The organism is Pandoraea sputorum (assembly GCF_000814845.2).
GTDB lineage: Bacteria > Pseudomonadota > Gammaproteobacteria > Burkholderiales > Burkholderiaceae > Pandoraea > Pandoraea sputorum.
The window spans coordinates 1274195-1290844 of the sequence record NZ_CP010431.2 but is presented as its reverse complement, the minus strand read 5'-3'; the positions used below and the strand labels follow the sequence as shown (position 1 = coordinate 1290844).

At 62.4% G+C, this 16650-nt stretch carries 15 protein-coding genes; 6 read left to right on the top strand and 9 right to left on the bottom strand.

Annotated elements, in window-relative coordinates:
- Positions 1-224: 224 nt before the first annotated feature.
- Positions 225-1061 carry a tRNA cyclic N6-threonylcarbamoyladenosine(37) synthase TcdA gene (tcdA, locus tag NA29_RS05880; protein ID WP_039396728.1) on the bottom strand — a complete coding sequence of 279 codons (837 nt, stop codon included), beginning with the start codon at positions 1059-1061 and terminating at the stop codon, positions 225-227.
- Between tcdA and NA29_RS05875 the strand changes: the two genes are divergently transcribed.
- From NA29_RS05875 to NA29_RS05860, 4 genes are all read left to right on the top strand, one after another.
- On the top strand, positions 1060-3171 hold the full coding sequence (locus NA29_RS05875) for an AsmA family protein (RefSeq protein ID WP_224786864.1): 2112 nt from the start codon (positions 1060-1062) through the stop codon (positions 3169-3171). The two genes, tcdA and NA29_RS05875, sit on opposite strands and share 2 nt — an antisense overlap.
- A 299-nt stretch (positions 3172-3470) precedes the next feature.
- Positions 3471-4118: a pyridoxamine 5'-phosphate oxidase gene (gene pdxH, locus NA29_RS05870; protein ID WP_039396726.1), complete on the top strand. Its 648-nt coding sequence runs from the start codon at positions 3471-3473 to the stop codon at positions 4116-4118.
- Between the two features lie 115 nt (positions 4119-4233).
- A complete protein-coding gene (locus tag NA29_RS05865; RefSeq protein WP_039396723.1) occupies positions 4234-5454 on the top strand; it encodes a class I SAM-dependent methyltransferase in 1221 nt (406 codons plus the stop codon).
- Positions 5451-6620 carry a DUF72 domain-containing protein gene (locus NA29_RS05860; protein WP_039396720.1) on the top strand — a complete coding sequence of 390 codons (1170 nt, stop codon included), beginning with the start codon at positions 5451-5453 and terminating at the stop codon, positions 6618-6620. The genes NA29_RS05865 and NA29_RS05860 overlap by 4 nt, the downstream gene beginning before the upstream one ends.
- 49 nt (positions 6621-6669) lie before the next feature.
- Here the strand turns inward: NA29_RS05860 and fabV are convergent, their stop codons facing one another.
- Together fabV and NA29_RS05850 are read right to left on the bottom strand one after the other, a co-directional pair.
- A complete protein-coding gene (gene fabV, locus NA29_RS05855; RefSeq protein ID WP_039396717.1) occupies positions 6670-7863 on the bottom strand; it encodes an enoyl-ACP reductase FabV in 1194 nt (397 codons plus the stop codon).
- Between the two features lie 200 nt (positions 7864-8063).
- Positions 8064-9602, bottom strand: coding sequence for an MFS transporter (locus NA29_RS05850; RefSeq protein ID WP_052253203.1), 1539 nt, complete (start codon positions 9600-9602; stop codon positions 8064-8066).
- A 482-nt stretch (positions 9603-10084) separates the two neighbouring features.
- Between NA29_RS05850 and NA29_RS05845 the strand changes: the two genes are divergently transcribed.
- Together NA29_RS05845 and NA29_RS05840 are read left to right on the top strand one after the other, a co-directional pair.
- The gene (locus tag NA29_RS05845) at positions 10085-10435 is read left to right on the top strand and encodes a hypothetical protein (RefSeq protein WP_039396714.1); all 351 of its coding nucleotides are present in this window, start codon (positions 10085-10087) and stop codon (positions 10433-10435) included.
- 108 nt (positions 10436-10543) lie between these two features.
- A complete protein-coding gene (locus tag NA29_RS05840; RefSeq protein ID WP_039396712.1) occupies positions 10544-11596 on the top strand; it encodes a hypothetical protein in 1053 nt (350 codons plus the stop codon).
- Between the two features lie 23 nt (positions 11597-11619).
- Here NA29_RS05840 and msrA read toward each other — a convergent pair whose 3' ends face one another.
- The 6 genes from msrA to NA29_RS05810 form a co-directional block, all read right to left on the bottom strand.
- Positions 11620-12192, bottom strand: coding sequence for a peptide-methionine (S)-S-oxide reductase MsrA (msrA, locus tag NA29_RS05835; RefSeq protein WP_052253202.1), 573 nt, complete (start codon positions 12190-12192; stop codon positions 11620-11622).
- 258 nt (positions 12193-12450) lie between these two features.
- On the bottom strand, positions 12451-13407 hold the full coding sequence (gene hutG / locus NA29_RS05830; protein WP_039396709.1) for a formimidoylglutamase: 957 nt from the start codon (positions 13405-13407) through the stop codon (positions 12451-12453).
- 81 nt (positions 13408-13488) lie between these two features.
- Positions 13489-14271 (bottom strand): amino acid ABC transporter ATP-binding protein, encoded by a 783-nt coding sequence (locus NA29_RS05825; RefSeq protein WP_039396706.1) that lies wholly within the window; start codon positions 14269-14271, stop codon positions 13489-13491.
- A complete protein-coding gene (locus NA29_RS05820) occupies positions 14268-14936 on the bottom strand; it encodes an amino acid ABC transporter permease (RefSeq protein WP_039396703.1) in 669 nt (222 codons plus the stop codon). Before NA29_RS05820 ends, NA29_RS05825 begins: the two co-directional genes overlap by 4 nt.
- A gap of 126 nt (positions 14937-15062) precedes the next feature.
- Positions 15063-15800, bottom strand: coding sequence for a transporter substrate-binding domain-containing protein (locus tag NA29_RS05815; RefSeq protein ID WP_052252559.1), 738 nt, complete (start codon positions 15798-15800; stop codon positions 15063-15065).
- Between the two features lie 39 nt (positions 15801-15839).
- A complete protein-coding gene (locus NA29_RS05810; protein WP_039396700.1) occupies positions 15840-16586 on the bottom strand; it encodes an IclR family transcriptional regulator in 747 nt (248 codons plus the stop codon).
- Between the last annotated feature and the right edge of the window lie 64 nt (positions 16587-16650).

The window sequence follows — 16650 nt, the reverse complement described above, 5'->3', positions numbered from 1 at the left end:
TCGTGGCGACGCTGTGACGTTATGCATAACGAAACAACACGCCACAAACAACAACGGCCGGAGAATCTCCGGCCGTTGTTGTTTTGGATATCGAGAGACTGATCGAGAGGTCTTCCCCGCTCGCGGCAAAGCGGCCCGCCACCGTTTCGTAACTTTTGGTTACAGACGCCACGCGCGAGGCTTGGGAAAATCTCGGGCACGTGAGTGCCCGCACCGAGCCGATTTCAACGTCCGACCTTCGTCACCTGCTTTAAAACGTGAGCTGCGGCGGCCATGCCAAACGTCGCTGTGACACACATGCTCGAACCGAAACCGGCGCAATTCAGGCCCTGCGGACCCACAGCCGCATCGGGCGTTTCGCCCGGCGCGCACACGGCCTCCGGATATTGCAACGGCTCGTCCGAGTACACCGCCGGCACGTTGAACTTGGCTTTCGGACCACGGACAAATCCATGTTGCTTGCGTAATTGCGCACGCACTTTCGCAAGCAGCGGATCCTGGATCGTGCGGGCGAGGTCGTCGATACGAATCCGTGTCGGATCGATCTGACCGCCTGCACCGCCTACGGTGATCAGACGCTGCTTATGCGCCACGCACCATGCGATGAGCGCCGTCTTCACCCGAACGCTGTCGATGGCGTCGACCACCCAGTCGAAGCCGCCGCCCAACATGGCGTCGAGATTTTCCAGTTCGACGAAGTCCTCGACGAGCGTAAGCTGACAACCAGGATTGATGGCCATGATCCGTTCGGCCATCGCGGCAACTTTCGGTTTGCCGTAGTTGCCGTCGAGTGCGTGCACCTGACGATTGGTATTGCTTTCGGCGACGTTATCGAGATCGATAAGCGTGAGTCGGCCCACGGCGCTGCGCGCCAGCGCTTCGGCCACCCACGAGCCAACGCCGCCGATGCCGATGACGGCCACGTGGGCTTCACGCAGACGCGCGAGACCGTCGTCACCGTACAAGCGCGCGAGGCCGCCGAAACGGCGGTTCGCGTCATAATCCTTCTCCGATGGCGTGGCAGGCACCGGAGCTACAACGATCGACGGGGTACTGTTCATGATGCGATGGGTAACGTCCTTGAAATGGCTGGCGATCACGATAGTCGCCATCGTGCTGGCATTCGCGGCGTTCATCACGTGGTTTGACTGGAACTACGCCCGGCCCTTTATCAACCGGGAGGTGAGCACCGCGACGGGCCGCCCGTTTGCCATCCGGGGCGACCTCTCGCTGCACTGGCTGGCCCCGAATGCGCAGGCCCCGGGTCTGGGGCGCTGGCTGCCGCGGCCTCGCCTGATCGCGAATGATATCGTGTTAGGCAACGTTGCGTGGAGTCAGGAGCCGAACATGGTCTCCGTCGGCCGACTCACGTTCTCCCTCGAATGGCTTCCGCTGCTCGACAAGCGCGTCGTCCTCCCCGAAGTCGCGCTGTCCGCACCGAAGGTCGTCATCGAGCAGCAGGCGGATGGGCGCAACAACTGGACCTTCACGAAGGGCGACGGCCAGCCGTCGCCATGGAAATTCCGCATCGGACGCCTGATCCTCGAAGACGGCGTAGTACGCGCCAACCTCGTGCCGCAGCAACTCGATCTGACGGCCAACATCGCGACCATTGACGGTCAGGCACCGTACGGCATCGGCGTCTCCCTGAAAGGGACGTTCCGCAAGGTCGCCGTCACCGGCAAGGGGCGTGGCGGCGACGTCCTCTCGCTCGAAGACTCGGGCGAGCCCTATCCGCTCGACGCGAGCGTGCGCATCGGCCGCACGCAGATCGCCGCCAAGGGCACGTTCACGAATCCGGCCACCCTGTCGGCACTCGACATGCACCTGCGTCTGGCTGGGCCGACCATGGCCGACCTTTATCCGATCACCGGCGTACTGCTGCCGGAAACGCCGTCTTATGAAACCAACGGGCACCTGCTGCACACGGCTGGTGTCTGGCGATATGAGCGCTTCCAGGGCAAGGTCGGCCAGAGCGATCTCTCGGGCACGCTCGTATTCCGTCAACGCCAGCCGCGCAACATTCTGCAAGGTGCGGTCGTCTCGAATCAATTGCGTCTGGTCGATCTGGGACCAGCGATCGGCGGACAGAATCCGTCGGGCGGCAGCGATCTGTCGGGCAAGCCGAAAGCGCCGCCGTCCGACAAGGTGCTGCCGGTCGATCCGTTCAAGACGGACCGCTGGCGCGCCATCGATGCGGACGTGCAATTCACCGGCCGCAAGATCATCAAGGACAAGAGCCTGCCGATCGACAATCTCGTCACGCATCTCGTGCTGGACGACGGCGTGCTCTCGCTGCGTCCGCTGGAATTCGGTGTGGCAGGCGGGCGCATTACGTCGACGCTCGTCCTCAACGGACAGGTCGAGCCGATGAAGGTGGATTCTCAGGTCTCCCTGCGCCATCTGAAGATGAAGCAGTTGCTGCCCGACGTTGATCTGATGAAGACGAGTGTCGGTGAAGTGAACGGCGACGCGGCACTGACCGCCACCGGCAACTCGATTGCAGCGCTGGCAGGTTCGTCGAACGGCGAGATCAAGACGCTCATCGACCGTGGCTCGGTCAGCAAACTGCTGCTGCAATACATGGGGCTTAACGTCGGCAACATCGTGCTGACGAAGCTCTTCGGCGACAAGCAGATCGAGATGCGCTGCGCCGCCGCCGACTTTGCCGTGCGCGACGGCCTGATGGACGCCCGCACCTTCGTGATCGACACCGACGACACAAGCATTGGGGTGACGGGTCAGGTCGACCTCAAGCGTGAGCACTTCAATCTGACGATCCGCCCCGAGCCCAAGCACTTCGGCCTGCTGTCGTTGCGCTCGCCGCTATATGTGCGCGGCACCTTCAAGCATCCGGACGTGGGCGTGAACGTGCCAACGCTGGTGGCCCGCGCAGGCGGCGCGATCGCCCTGGGCGTGCTCGCCCCGTATACCGCGCTCATTCCGCTGCTCGAACTCGGCCCCGGCAAGGACAGCCCCTGCGGCGAATTGCTGGCCAAGCTGCAACACCCACCGAGCCGCAACCCTGCGAACGTCAAATCGGTGCCCGACGCCAACGGCACCGGCACCGGGTCGGGTAACGCGCCTGGCAGTAAGCCCGGTGGCCGGGGGCGCGCCCCGCAGTCCTCACCGTCGGCGGCTGCCGTCGGCTCCGGGAGCGAGAAGCCCTGAGACCGATTCGCGTTGCATGGGCACGGCACGGCCAACGGCACACAAAATGCCAAGCAATGCCCATGCCAACGTGATGGATTTGCCGTCGCTTTCGGGGGTGCGTTTCGGGACAGCCAGCGGCCCCGGACGGAAATACTTCACTCATTAAATATCAAGCACATAGCGCTAGATGCCCATCACACGGGGCGTTTGGCGGATCGTTGCGCGAACGATGCGGCAAATCGCCACGTGCGCAATTTCCCTAACTCTTCGCTATACTGTGTCGCAACCCCCAACGCACCAGACCGATTACGATCGTCGTGACCCAGACGCTTTCTCTCGCGGACCTGCGCAAAAATTACGCCCTCGGCTCACTTTCGGAGACCGACGTCGCGTCCAGCCCGTTCGACCAATTCCGACTCTGGTTTGAGCAAGCGCTCGCCGCCCAGTTGCCCGAGCCGAATGCCATGACGCTCGCCACCGTCACGCCGGATGGCCGCCCCGATGCACGGATCGTGCTGATCAAGGGCGCCGACGAACGCGGGTTCACGTTCTTCACGAATTACGATTCGCGCAAGGGTCAGGAGTTGGCGGCCACGCCGTACGGTTGCCTGCTGTTTCACTGGATCGAACTTGAGCGCCAGGTGCGTATCGAGGGACGTGTCGAGAAGGTGAGCGCAGAAGAAAGCGACGCTTATTACCACTCGCGCCCGGTGGGTTCCCGTCTTGGCGCGTGGGCCTCGGTGCAAAGCGCCGAAGTGGCCGATCGCACGATCATCGAGCAACGCGAAGCGGAGTTCCGGCGCCAGTTCGGCGACGCCCCGCCGCGCCCGCCGCACTGGGGTGGTTACCGGCTCGTGCCGGAAACCATCGAGTTCTGGCAGGGTCGCGAATCGCGCCTGCACGATCGCATCAAATTTTTCCGGCTTGCCGATGGAGCGTGGCGCGTCGCGCGCCTGTCCCCCTGAACGTTGTTGTGTCGGCTACGCCGACGCGGTACGCCTGCCCGCCCGATTGACGAGGAGACGTCACCGTGCCGACGGTACGGATGAAAGTTTTTTTGGTGACACTTGGAGCACATCCATGTTGTGGGAGAAAAAACTCGAAAACTGGGTCAGCGGCGTCAAGACCTCTTCGAACCTGCCCATTCGCCTCGCGCTTTGGAACGGTCAGCAATACGATTTTGGTGCCTTCGACAACCCCAGCGTAACGTTGCGCATCAATGGCCCTGCGGCCATGACGCGTCTACTGAGTCCAAGCCTCGACAATCTCGGTGAGGCGTATGTGAAGGGTGAAATCGATGTCGAAGGCCGACTGGCCGACGTCATCGACATGAGCTACGCGCTTGCGGGCAGCAGTCTGACGACCATCGGTCCGCTTGAGCGTGCCGTGCGTCACTTCAATCACACCAAGAAGTCCGACAAGCGCTCGATCGAGTTCCACTACGACGTTTCGAACGAGTTCTACCAGCTCTGGCTGGACAAGAACATGGTCTATTCGTGTGCCTATTTCGAAAATGGCGACGAAGACCTCGACACGGCGCAAGAGAAGAAGATCGATCACATCCTTACGAAGATCGGACTGCAACCCGGCCAGACGCTGCTCGATATCGGTTGCGGCTGGGGCGCGCTGGTGATTCGCGCCGCGCAGAAGTTCGGGGCGAAGTGTGTCGGCGTGACGCTCTCGGAGAATCAGTTCGCACTGGCAACCGAACGCGTCAAAAAGCTCGGCCTGGAAGACAAGATCGAAATCCGCATTCAGGATTACCGCGACGTGGAAGGTCAGTTCGATCGGATCACGAGCGTGGGCATGTTCGAGCACGTCGGGCGCAAGAACCTGAAGGACTACTTTGCGAAAATGGCTGCGCTGCTCAAGGACGACGGCGTCGCCATGAACCACGGCATCACGTCGACGGATCCCGACAGCGGCGAGACGGCGATGGGTGGCGGCGAGTTCATCGACAAGTACGTGTTCCCGAACGGCGAGCTGCCGCACATCAGCCTGGCGCTGGAGTCGATGCAGCGCGGCGGACTGGAGGCGAGCGACGTGGAAAGTCTGCGCCGTCACTACGCCCACACGCTTACGCTGTGGTCGGAGCGCTTCGAAGCGAACGCGCCGCGTCTGCGCGAGCTGGCCGGAGAAGAACGCTTCCGTGTCTGGCGCGTGTATCTTGCGGGATGCGCCTATGCGTTCGAGCACGATCACGTCTCGATCTATCAGATCGTATGCCGCAAGGCAGGACAATCGGCAAAGCAGCTTCCGTGGTCCCGCCGTTACATGTACGAGAATCGCAACAATCCATGAGCCAGATCGATCTGTTCGGCACGCCGCCTGACGATCCGCCGCCAGGCGGACGTGCCGGGCAGGTCGACGGCAAGTCCGTTTCTACTGCCGCCGCCCCCGTCTCCGAGGGGCGACGTCCGGGTCGATCTTCGGGGCAATCGTCGGGTCAATCTACATCACGCAGCGGCGTCGGCGCAGCCGATCTTCCGTCTGACGTGCAAACGCTGGGCGAACGGCTGCCCGGCAACATCCGTCTTGGCACCTCGTCGTGGTCGTTCCCGGGCTGGAAAGGCATCGTCTGGGACGACGATTACAGCGACACCAAACTCTCGCGTCAGGGACTCACCGCCTACGCCCGCCATCCCGTGCTGCGTTGCGTCGGCATCGACCGGTCGTTTTACAAGCCGATGTCGATCGTCGAGTACCAGAAGTACGCCGAGCAGGTTCCGAGGGATTTTCGCTTTCTGGTGAAAGCGCCGAGTGTCGTGACAGATGCCGTCGTGCGCGGCGAGAAAGGCGAAGGTCTCAGCGCGAATCCGTGTTTTCTCGACGCGCGCATCGCCACCGAGCAGTTCGTCGCGCCGTGTCTCGCCGGGCTAGGGCCGAAGGCCGGTGTGCTGGTGTTCCAGGTCTCGCCGCTGCCGACCGAGCTGCTTCGCGACGTCCCCACATTGATTCAACGCATCGAGGCGTTTTTCTCTGCCCTCCCGCCATTGCCGCAAGGCGAGGCGCTGCCCGACGGGACGACTGCGCCTGGACCATGCTACGCGCTGGAGATTCGCGATGGCGCTCTGCTGACGCCGCGTCTCATGCGCACGCTGGGGCAACTGGGTGTGCGTTACTGCATCGGTCTGCACGCGCGCATGCCACATGTGGAGCGTCAGGCCGCCGCACTGGCATTGCTCGACGAGACGGGCGCGGGGCCGCTCGTCGTGCGCTGGAATCTGAACAGCGGCCATAAGTACGAGCAGGCGAAAGCGAAGTACGCGCCGTTCGACAAGATCGTCGATCCCGATCCGACCACACGCGACGTGCTCGCCGCATTGGCCACGCACTATGCAATGGCCGGGCATCCCGTCTACGTCATCGTCAACAACAAGGCCGAAGGCTCGTCGCCGTTGTCGTGCAACGCGCTGGCCGAGCGCATTTCCGAATTGTCGCAGACGTCAGAAACAACAATGGCCTGACCCGGCAGTGACGCCGGGCTCAGGCCATCGTCATTCGAACGCGAAATGCTTACGCGACGAGGTGCGCAATCGCGACGTCCGGATTCACGTCGGCGTCGTAGTCCACGCCCTCGATCTCGAAGCCGAACAGACGCAGGAACTCGTGCTTGTAACCCGCGAAGTCCGTCAGCTCGTACAGGTTCTCGTTCGTCACCTTATCCCACAGCGCCGAGACTTCGCCCTGCACTTCCGGCGACAGTTCCTTCTGGTCGGTGCGCACGCGGCCCTCTTCGTCGAGCAGCGGCGAAGCGTTGTACAGGCTGTCCTTGTACAGACCGTAGATCTGTTCGATGCAACCTTCGTGGGTGCCCTTGGCCTTCATGACCTTGAACAGCAGCGACAGATACAGCGGCATCATCGGGATCGCCGAACTGGCCTGCGTGACGAGCGCCTTGAGCACGGCAACGCGCGCATCGCCGCCGCTCGGAGCAAGCTTCGCACGAATGCCCAGCACCTTCTCGTCCAGATCCTTCTTGGCCGCGCCAATGGAGCCGTTCCAGTAGATGTCGTGCGTGATCTTCTCGCCGAGATACGTGAATGCGGTCGTCTTGGCGCCCGGGGCGAGCACACCGGCGTCAGCCAGCGCGTCCATCCACATCTGCCAGTCTTCACCGCCCATGACGGCGACCGTGTTCTCGATCTCTTCCTGCGAGGCCGGTTCGAACACGGACTCCTTCACAACTTCCTTGTCCGTGTCGATGCCGCGCAGCGTCACCGACTTGCCCACAGGCTTGAGCACCGAGTTGAACACCTGCCCCGTTTCCGGATGCGTACGGCGCGGCGCAGCCAGGCTATACACGACCAGATCGACCTGACCGAGATCGTTCTTGATCGTCTCGATGGTCTTGGCCTTGATTTCCTTGGAAAAGGCGTCGCCGTTGATGCTCTTCGCGTAGAGGCCCTGTTCGGTGGCGAACTTGTCGAAGGCCGCAGTGTTGTACCAGCCCGGCGTGGCCGGCTTGGTCTCGCTGCCCGCGCGCTCGAAGAACACGCCCAGCGTGTCGGCGTTACTGCCGAAGGCGGCGGTAATCCGTGCGGCCAGACCGTAGCCGGTCGACGCGCCGATCACGAGCACCTTCTTCGGGCCGTTCGCGATCGGTCCTTGCGCCTTCACATACTCGATCTGTTGCTTGACGTTGGCTTCGCAGCCGACGGGATGGGTGGTGACGCAGATGAAGCCGCGCACGCGTGGCTTGATGATCATGGAAACCTCGTTCACAAAATTCGGTGATGCCGGCTCACCCGGCAAACACCGCGCATTGTAAACGAGGTCGGGCCGGGCCCGGCAGTTTGAGACCGTATTGCCCAGCCTGCCCCCTGATTTCCGGCCATTTTGCGCCGTTCGGCAACGTCCGGTCGGACAGCGCCGAACGATATTCGGACGATTCCGGAGCTATTCCAGGGCTATTCCGGGGCAACGACGACCGTACGGTCGACCCGCTTGGGGAACTGGATCTGACGAATGCGGCGCACCAGTAAGGCCGCCACGATAGCGGCCACGCCCGTGAGCAGCACACCGGCGTGCACAGCGCTCACCAGCGTCTGCCGTGCCGTTTCGACCAGCGGCAGGCCGTCGATGCCCATGGCACGAAGGTCCGTCAGCAAGTCGGCGCGCAACGCCGGATCGATCAGGATGCGCGGATCGAGGGCGCGCGCTACAGCGTGGGCTGCGGGCGTGCCGTCGTAGCTCGTCACAGCCCCCGCCACACCGCGCGCGTACCAGTGATTGACCAGCGTACCGACGATGGTCGTGCCCAGCATGCCGCCGACCATGCGTGTCGATTGCAGCAGCGCGGTCGTGATACCGAAGCGCTCACGCCCGGCGATCTCCTGCCCGAACACGTTCATGTTATTCAGGATGAAGCCGATACCGATGCCCGCGCAGGCCATCGCCAACGCGAGCAAGCCGTGCGGCGTGGTGTTGTGCGCCAGCCCCACGCCCGCCGCAGCGACCGCCAGCAGGCAAAAGCCGATGACCAGCATGTTCGTCGGGCGCGCGAGACGCACGACCACTGGTGTGTTGATAAAGCTGCCCAGTGCGATGCACGCCGCAATCGGCGTCGCGATCAGCCCGGCGGCCTGCGGGCTGAGGCCGAAGCCGCCCTGCAACAGCAGCGGCGCGAAGAAGATCAGCGAATACATCACAAAGCCGATCAGCACGGAGAGCGTGAACAGCACCACGAGTTGCGGGTGCCGGAACATGTCGAGCGGCACGATCGGATGCGTCGCGCGCCGTTCGGTGCGCAGCAACGCCCAAAAACCGATGGCAACAGCCGCGATCAACGCGAGGTTGACCAGAGACGCGCCGTGCTCGGGCACGCTCTCGATAAACACCTGAAAACCACCCAGCACTACAGCGATCCAGAGCGCGCCACGCCAGTCGACGCGAACGTCACCCTTATGGGCCGGGGGAAATTTCGGCAGATAACGCCATACGAAGTAGAGCGCCGCCAGTCCGACCGGCAGGTTAACGAAGAAGGTGGACCGCCAGCCGAAATGCTCGGAGAGCAGACCGCCCAGCGACGGGCCAGCCGCCGTACCGATACCGTAAGCCGTGGTGATCACCACCTGCCAGCGCACGCGCGAACGGGCGTCCGGAAAGAGGTCCGGGACGGACGCGAACGCCGTGCCGACCATCATCCCGCCGCCAATGCCTTGCAGGCCGCGCGCGAACACGAGAAACGGCATGTTGGGGGCGAGGCCGCACAGCAGCGAGGCGAACGTAAACGTCAGCACCGACGCGATGACGAACTTGCGTCGACCGAAGTAATCGCCAAGCCGCCCAAATACCGGCACGGTCACGACGGAAGCCAGCAAGTAAATGCTCGCAATCCAGGCGTAGTACTCGAAACCCTTGAGCTCGGCGACGATGGAGGGAAGTGCTGTACTTACGACGGTCTGGTCGAGGGCGACCAGCATGTTGACGAGCGCGATGCCGATCATGGCCATCAATGCATCGCGGAAAGGCAGGGGGCGCACGGCAAACTACCTGAAGACTTCATGGAGGGGAGCCGCCATTTTATGCGAAAAATAATGAATATATGAACGGTTATGCGCTGCGCGCATTTCCGGCCGAAAGCCCTCGGTATGCCTCGTTCTGCGCCGATCCCCCTCCTCTTGCCGTGTTGCGAAGTCGCCACCAGAGAAAATTCAACGAATATCGATAAAAAATTCAACAAACATCCGTTTCACGTCTCGCCTTGCCGCCCGCCCCCTCAAGTCGGGGTGTTGTCCGATACCCCTTTCGGACGCTCCACAACCCCACGCCACCGGGTGGCGGGCATCATCGATGTGTCCTGGCCGAGCGTGCATCGCAGCAAATGCGTCAATTCCCGGCGCATTCGCCAAAACCGCGCTTTAACAACGGCCACACCATCGCTCGACGCTTCGGAAAGCGTCGTCGTCACTTCCCTGGAGATACGCCCATGAAACATCGCCCTGCGCGCGAAGACTACCGACGCTGGCTGAACGCACAAGGCGGCGAGGCATTGGCTGATGCGCGGAACGCGGCTCAGACAATGGCCACATGCCCGGAACTTCCCGAGACATTGCCGTATGCCGGGTATGTCGTCTGGCTTTACACGAGCCTCACGTATCTCGACATTCGTTTCGATCACCACCAATTCGCCATCGTCACGCAGCAAGTGCCAAGCGCGGCAGAAGCGTTCTACTTCGATCACTTCGACGCCGCCTATGGACATGCGGCAGACGTGGGTGAACCGTGCCTGATCCTGTTCGCTTCGGTGACGGGTGGCACGGCAAGCGTCGTCGGGTAGACCGTGTCGGTGTCCGCGCACGGATGCGGCGGACCGTGGGGTTTCGCACTCCCCCTCGCCGGGGCAACTGCGAGAGAACAGCAACGACAGACTTTGAGAGAGGACCTTATGCCCGTACCGTCACAGCCGCTTCCAGGTTACTGGCCGCAATTGTCGAACTGGCAAGTCAAAACGGGCGAAGCCCCCGACAACGCGCGTCCGGCGACGCAGTTCACCAGCATCAGAAATCGTCTGCCTGAAGGCCACGCTGTGCGCACGGCGTCGCTGGCGAAGAAGAGTCAGGCGGTCCCTACGGAAACGCCGTGTCGAGCCGTGCATTTGAACGACTACATGCACAACGTGCTCGCTGCGTTGGTCACGCCCAAAGAAGGGTGCCCGTCGCGACGCTATACGCGCAATGCTGAGCTTAGGCATTCGGTCGCGACCGCGCTGGCGTTGCATCCGGAGGGCGGCACGGCGTTACTCGAAGCGAGGTTGAAATCGCTGGGACTGCCTTCGCTGCTCCGTGACGAGCCGCAATATCTGCCGGGAACATTGGAGGCGCTGCGATACGACGTGGGCGCACGGATCGTGGCCATCGGTCGGAGCGAGCTACCCGATCTTGCCGACGTCGATGCACCGGGAGACGGCGCGCTACACGAGGCTGGCGCGCGCGAACTCGCTTACCTCGACAGCGACAGCCCACACGCGGCTGAAGTCCTGCGCGACCACAAACGCATTCTCGACTTCCATTACGGTGCTGCGGGGGTGAACTCGTTTGAAGCGCACGAAGCCCTTCAGGCGCATGAAGCCATGAGCCACACTGCCTTCCCGTCATCGGTACCACGCATGGCCCGCCTCAATTCCGAGGCAGCAGCAATCGCCGCCACCGTGGCCAGGCCTGATGTGCCATTCGATCGACATCTGCGAATTGCGAGGCACGAGCAACGCCGTATCGCCGCCTTCATCGGGCATCTCGAACGGTGTCGGCAGCGCGCCGACGCACCGCCGATACGAAGCCTTAGCAGCAACGCGTGGGGAAGGATTCCGGTTTCGGCGGAGCCGGACACGCAGCGTGCGCGCCGAAAGGCAGCGGACGGTGGTTCGCCACCACATCCACCGTCCCCACCTTATCCGCTATCGCGTGAGTACGACCCGCTCTACAACTGCACGCTCCTGTGAGCGCCTTCGCGTTGCGCCGTGACTTATGCCGCCGACTTCAACCGACGGGCGAACTTCTCGCGAAATTTCTTGAGTTTCGGCGCAACGACATAAGCGCAGTAGCCCTGGTCGGGATGCTGGCGGAAGTAGTTTTGGTGGTACGCCTCGGCAGGCCAGAACGTCTGCGTCGCGACGACCTGCGTGACGATGGGATGCTGATACGTCATCTCCGCCATCAGCTCCGCAATGAGATGTTCGGCCGCCGTCTTCTGGGCGTCGTTGTGATAGAAGATCGCCGAGCGATATTGCGTGCCGACATCGTTGCCCTGACGGTTGAGCGTGGTCGGATCGTGGATCTGGAAGAAGACGATCAGGATTTCTTCATACGTGACGACGTCCGGGTCGTAGGTCACCTGGACCACTTCAGCGTGGCCCGTGTCGCCCTCGCAGACCTGCTCATACGAGGGATTGTCGACATGGCCGCCTTCATAACCCGAGACGACCGACTTCACGCCGTCCAGTTGTTGATAGCAGGCTTCAAGACACCAGAAACAGCCACCGGCCAGCGTGGCGACTTCGGTACGGGTATCGCTCGGGGAGTTCGTCTGCTCTGTCATCTTGACCTCGCTTGTCGACTGCGATTGTGCGCACGTGCGACGGATCGGCATGCCGCAGTGCACCAAACAAATAGGGCGGGCGATCGAGAGTTCGATCGCCCGCCCTATTGTCGCGCAGAAGTCCCGCGAACGGCGCAAATAACCTTAGGCATTGCGCGGCGCAGAGGGTACATGAAGCGCCGCACCTACGCCGTTCATTCGTTCGCGTGCCAGGCTCGCTTAGCCCCGCGCGTTCAACCGCACGTTGAACCCAGCCGCTCAGCCCGGCAACTGGGTGATCAGCGGATGCAGCAGACGTGCACCGACACGTGCCGTGAGGCCGTCGCGGTCGTATGTCGGGTTGTACTCTGCGATATCCGCCACGCGCAGCTTGCCCGAACGACGCACCACGCCGATGAGCGCTTCCACCACTTCGAACGCCACGCCGTGCGCTGCCGGTGCCGACACGCCCGGGGCCTTCTCGCCGGGCAGCACGTCCATGTCGATGGTCAGATAGACGTGGCTCACCTTCGCCAGCTTCTTCTCCAACTGGTCGCACATTTCCGGCAGACGGTGCGCGAGCATCGTCGAGTCGAGCCAGTAGTCGACGTTCAGCGCGGTAGCGCGCTCGAACAGCGCGTCGGTGTTGCTGTAACGGCTTACACCGAGACACGCGTAGTGGAACGGTGCCTGACGCCCCGCCAGCAACTGCGAGATCTGCCAGAACGGCGTGCCGGAGCTGGCCGTGGGCTGTGCGCGCAGATCGAAGTGGGCGTCAAAATTGAGAATCAGAATCGGCTCGTCGCGCAGACGGTCACCGTAGTGTTCCGCCACGCCAAGGAACGTGCCGTACGCGATCTCGTGGCCGCCGCCCAGCACCACCGGACGCGCCCCTGCCGCCAAGACTTCGGCGACGCGATGGCCCAGCGCCGCCTGCGCAGCTTCGAGCCGTTCGTCGGCACACACGACGTTGCCACCGTCGAACACGGACGGCGTGCCCTGCACGGGCAGACTCGCCAATGCCCGGCGCAGCATGTCGGGTCCGGCCACCGCGCCCTGACGTCCATGATTACGGCGCACGCCTTCGTCACTGCAAAAGCCCAGCACCACCGCGCCGCCCGCCACTTCCGATGCTTCGCAAGCATCGTAGTCGCGCAGCACCTGATGCAGACGCAGCGTGTGGCCTGTTTCGCCGGTATCCACACGGCCTTGCCAGACCGCTCGATCGATTGTCATACGTTTTCCTGCCTTGCCTTACCTGCTCGTTACCGTTTTACTTTGCGTGTTGCGCCGACTTGCACCGGCGCAGCCAGGCCGTTATGCCGAACGCGAAATGACCGCTTGCAGGAATTCACGCGTACGCGCTTCGCGCGGCGCAGTGAAAATCTGCTCCGGCGAACCGGCTTCGATGATGCGGCCCTGGTCCATCACGACGACCACGTCGGCGACCTCGCGAGCGAAGCCCATTTCGTGCGTGACGACGAGCATCGTCATCCCGTCGTTCGCGAGCGCTTTCATGACTTGCAGCACTTCGCCGACCAGTTCCGGATCGAGCGCCGACGTCGGTTCGTCGAACAGCATGACCTGCGGCTGCATAGCGAGCGCGCGAGCAATCGCCACGCGCTGTTTCTGACCACCCGACAGTGTGCCCGGGTAGACGTCCGCCTTCGCGGAGAGGCCCACCTTGGTGAGCAGTTCGCGAGCGAGCTTTTCGGCGTCGGCGCTCTTCATGCCGCGCAGCTTGCGCGGTGCGAGCGTCACGTTATCGAGCACCGTCAGATGAGGGAACAGGTTGAACGACTGGAACACCATGCCCACTTCCGTGCGCAGGTGATTCAGTGCGTTCTCGCCCATCATCTTGCCGTGATCGACGAGCTTCTTGCCGACGATCTCGATCGTGCCTTGCTCGGCCGTTTCCAGACCGTTGCAGCAACGCAGGAACGTGCTCTTGCCCGAACCGCTCGGGCCGATGACCACGACGACCTGACGCGGTTGCACTTCGAAGTCGATGCCCTTGAGCACCTGATGGCTGCCGTAAGCCTTGCCCAGCCCTTCGATCTTCAGGATCGGGGCGCCGTTGGTTGTCTTCACTTCGCTCATTGCACGGCACCTCCGGCACGCAGGGACTTCTCGGCGCGCTGCAGCAGCAGCGTGGTGACACCGGTCAGAATCAGATAAACAAATGCAATCGCCAGATACACTTCCAGCGAGCGATACGACACGCTGATGATCTTCTGACCTTCGTGCATCACGTCATGAATTGTGAGCAGCGACACAAGGGCGGAGTTCTTGATCAGCGCAATGAATTCGTTACCCAGCGGCGGGATCATGCGCACCACTGCCTGCGGCAGAATCACCGAGCGCATGGCCTGACCGTAAGGCATGCCGAGCGAGCGGGCGGCTTCCATCTGACCGCGCTCGATCGACTGGATGGCGCCACGCACGATTTCCGAGACATAAGCTCCGCTGTAGATGCCCAGACCCAGCACGCCGCACACAAACGCCGGCAGCAGAATATTGAACTGAGGCAGACCAAAGAACAGGATGAAGAGCTGCACCAGCAGCGGCGTGCCACGAATGAACGTGACGTAAGCGGTACAGATGCCGTAGCGAATGCGGTTGGCCGGATTGAGTCGGCCCATGCCGACCAGCAAACCCAGGACACAGCCCAGGGCCAGGGCGCAGGCGGTGACTTCGACGGTCACCAGCGCGCCACGCGCCAGGTCCGTCCAGTTTGCCCACACCGGCGAAAAATCGAGTTCCATGCGTACTCCGTCAGTTGCTCTACTGCGCTATTGCTTTATTACTTGGGCGGGCGACGTCACGCCAACACGAGTGACGGCCAGCCCGCCCGGTATTGCTTAGGTAATACGTGATGCGAATGACGCGACTTACTTCGAGCTGCCGAAGTACTTCGTCACCAGCGCGGCGTAGGTGCCGTCAGCACGCACCTTTTCCAGCGCCTTGTTCATTTCTTCGGTCAGCGCCTTGTCTTCCTTGCGCAGTGCGAAGCCATAACGCTCGACGGTCAGGGTCTTGTCGAGCACCTTGACGCTCGGGTTGGCCTTTGCGTACAGCAGCGCCGCCGGCTTGCCCGTCACAGCGGCGTCGGCACGGCCGATCTTCACGAGTTCGAACATCTGGTCGTTCTTCTCGACTTCCACGCGCGAGACCTTCGGGTAGTTTTCCGTCAGGAACTGCACCGACTTCGTACCGACCTGCACCGACACCTTCTTGCCGTTCAGATCGGCAGGTTCCTTGATGCTGGTGTTATCAGCCTTGACCATGATGGCCAGACCGCCGGTGTAGTACGGGTGCGTGAAGTTCACGGCCTTGAGGCGTTCGTCGGTGATGTAGATGGCCGAAGCGGCCACGTCGACACGCTTGGACAGCACGGCCGGGATCAGCCCCTTGAAGTCGATATCGGTCCACTCGACCTTCTTGCCCATCGCCTTGCCCAGCGCTTCGATCATTTCGACGTCGAAGCCGGTGCGCTTGCCGTTATCCACGTATTCAAACGGGGGGAACGTGGCGTCGGTGGCAACACGCAGCACGTCGTCAGCAGCGAAGACCTTGCTCGAGCAGGTGACGGCCAGCGCCATCGTGAACAGGATGTGACGCAATTTCATCTGGTACTCCTTCGTGTAGTCTCGGTTCGGAAAAACCGGTTAAAAGTACTGCAATCGATTCGAAATACGCTCGGCTGCCGCCACCGTGAGGCGGATCAGCTCTTCGTGGCGCTGCGCCACACGCACGGCCGGCGCCATCAGCGTGATGGTGCCCTCCAGACGTTCCTTCGCGGCAAAGACCGGGGCCGACACACCCCAGACGCCGAAATCCACTTCGCTCTCCGACACGGCATACCGTTGCTTGCGAATCTCTTCGATCTGCGCGGCCAGACGCTCCTGCGCGACCGGCTGGCCGGCCAGTTGACGGCCAATCAGATTCTCGCGGGTGGTCTGGGGCAGGAAGGAGAGCAAGGCCTTGGCCGAAGCGCCATGCACCAGCGGATGCGCGCGGCCTTTCGCGAACGAGCAACGCAGCGATTGCTCGCTCTCATGCATGTCGAGGCAGACGACCTGACCGTTGGCGGCGACGAGCAGACCGACCGTCTCCCCGGTGCGCTGCACGAGAGCGTCGATCTCTTCACGTGCCTGAGTCACAAGATGCGAGTTGTGGTCGAAACCCCACGCCAATTGCACGCCGACCGGACCCGGTTCGTAGAGCGCCTCATGGGCATGCTCTTGTACCAGCCCCCACTTCTTGAGCGGAACGAGGTGGCGGTAAACCGTAGAGAGCGGCAGGCTCGTTTGCGCGGCGATCTCGCGTGCCGCGATCGGGCGTCCATGACGCGCTACAGTCACGAGGACTTGCAGTACGCGCTCGGAGACCGAATGAGCTTCGGTGGTGTCCATCGTCTTAAAAAACCAAAGAAAGCAAAAAAATCAGCAGGCTGTGCCGCCGATGACGACATGGGCG

What these genes read in the sequence shown, in the direction of transcription:
- hutG (WP_039396709.1), bottom strand. Translation starts at nt 13,407, where the DNA reads ATGACAATCGATCGAGCGGTCTGGCAAGGCCGTGTGGATACCGGCGAA.
- tcdA (WP_039396728.1), bottom strand. Translation starts at nt 1,061, where the DNA reads ATGAACAGTACCCCGTCGATCGTTGTAGCTCCGGTGCCTGCCACGCCA.
- NA29_RS05865 (WP_039396723.1), top strand. Translation starts at nt 4,234, where the DNA reads ATGTTGTGGGAGAAAAAACTCGAAAACTGGGTCAGCGGCGTCAAGACC.
- fabV (WP_039396717.1), bottom strand. Translation starts at nt 7,863, where the DNA reads ATGATCATCAAGCCACGCGTGCGCGGCTTCATCTGCGTCACCACCCAT.
- msrA (WP_052253202.1), bottom strand. Translation starts at nt 12,192, where the DNA reads ATGACAGAGCAGACGAACTCCCCGAGCGATACCCGTACCGAAGTCGCC.
- NA29_RS05845 (WP_039396714.1), top strand. Translation starts at nt 10,085, where the DNA reads ATGAAACATCGCCCTGCGCGCGAAGACTACCGACGCTGGCTGAACGCA.
- NA29_RS05860 (WP_039396720.1), top strand. Translation starts at nt 5,451, where the DNA reads ATGAGCCAGATCGATCTGTTCGGCACGCCGCCTGACGATCCGCCGCCA.
- NA29_RS05875 (WP_224786864.1), top strand. Translation starts at nt 1,060, where the DNA reads ATGATGCGATGGGTAACGTCCTTGAAATGGCTGGCGATCACGATAGTC.
- NA29_RS05820 (WP_039396703.1), bottom strand. Translation starts at nt 14,936, where the DNA reads ATGGAACTCGATTTTTCGCCGGTGTGGGCAAACTGGACGGACCTGGCG.
- NA29_RS05840 (WP_039396712.1), top strand. Translation starts at nt 10,544, where the DNA reads ATGCCCGTACCGTCACAGCCGCTTCCAGGTTACTGGCCGCAATTGTCG.
- NA29_RS05815 (WP_052252559.1), bottom strand. Translation starts at nt 15,800, where the DNA reads ATGAAATTGCGTCACATCCTGTTCACGATGGCGCTGGCCGTCACCTGC.
- NA29_RS05825 (WP_039396706.1), bottom strand. Translation starts at nt 14,271, where the DNA reads ATGAGCGAAGTGAAGACAACCAACGGCGCCCCGATCCTGAAGATCGAA.
- NA29_RS05810 (WP_039396700.1), bottom strand. Translation starts at nt 16,586, where the DNA reads ATGGACACCACCGAAGCTCATTCGGTCTCCGAGCGCGTACTGCAAGTC.
- NA29_RS05850 (WP_052253203.1), bottom strand. Translation starts at nt 9,602, where the DNA reads ATGATCGGCATCGCGCTCGTCAACATGCTGGTCGCCCTCGACCAGACC.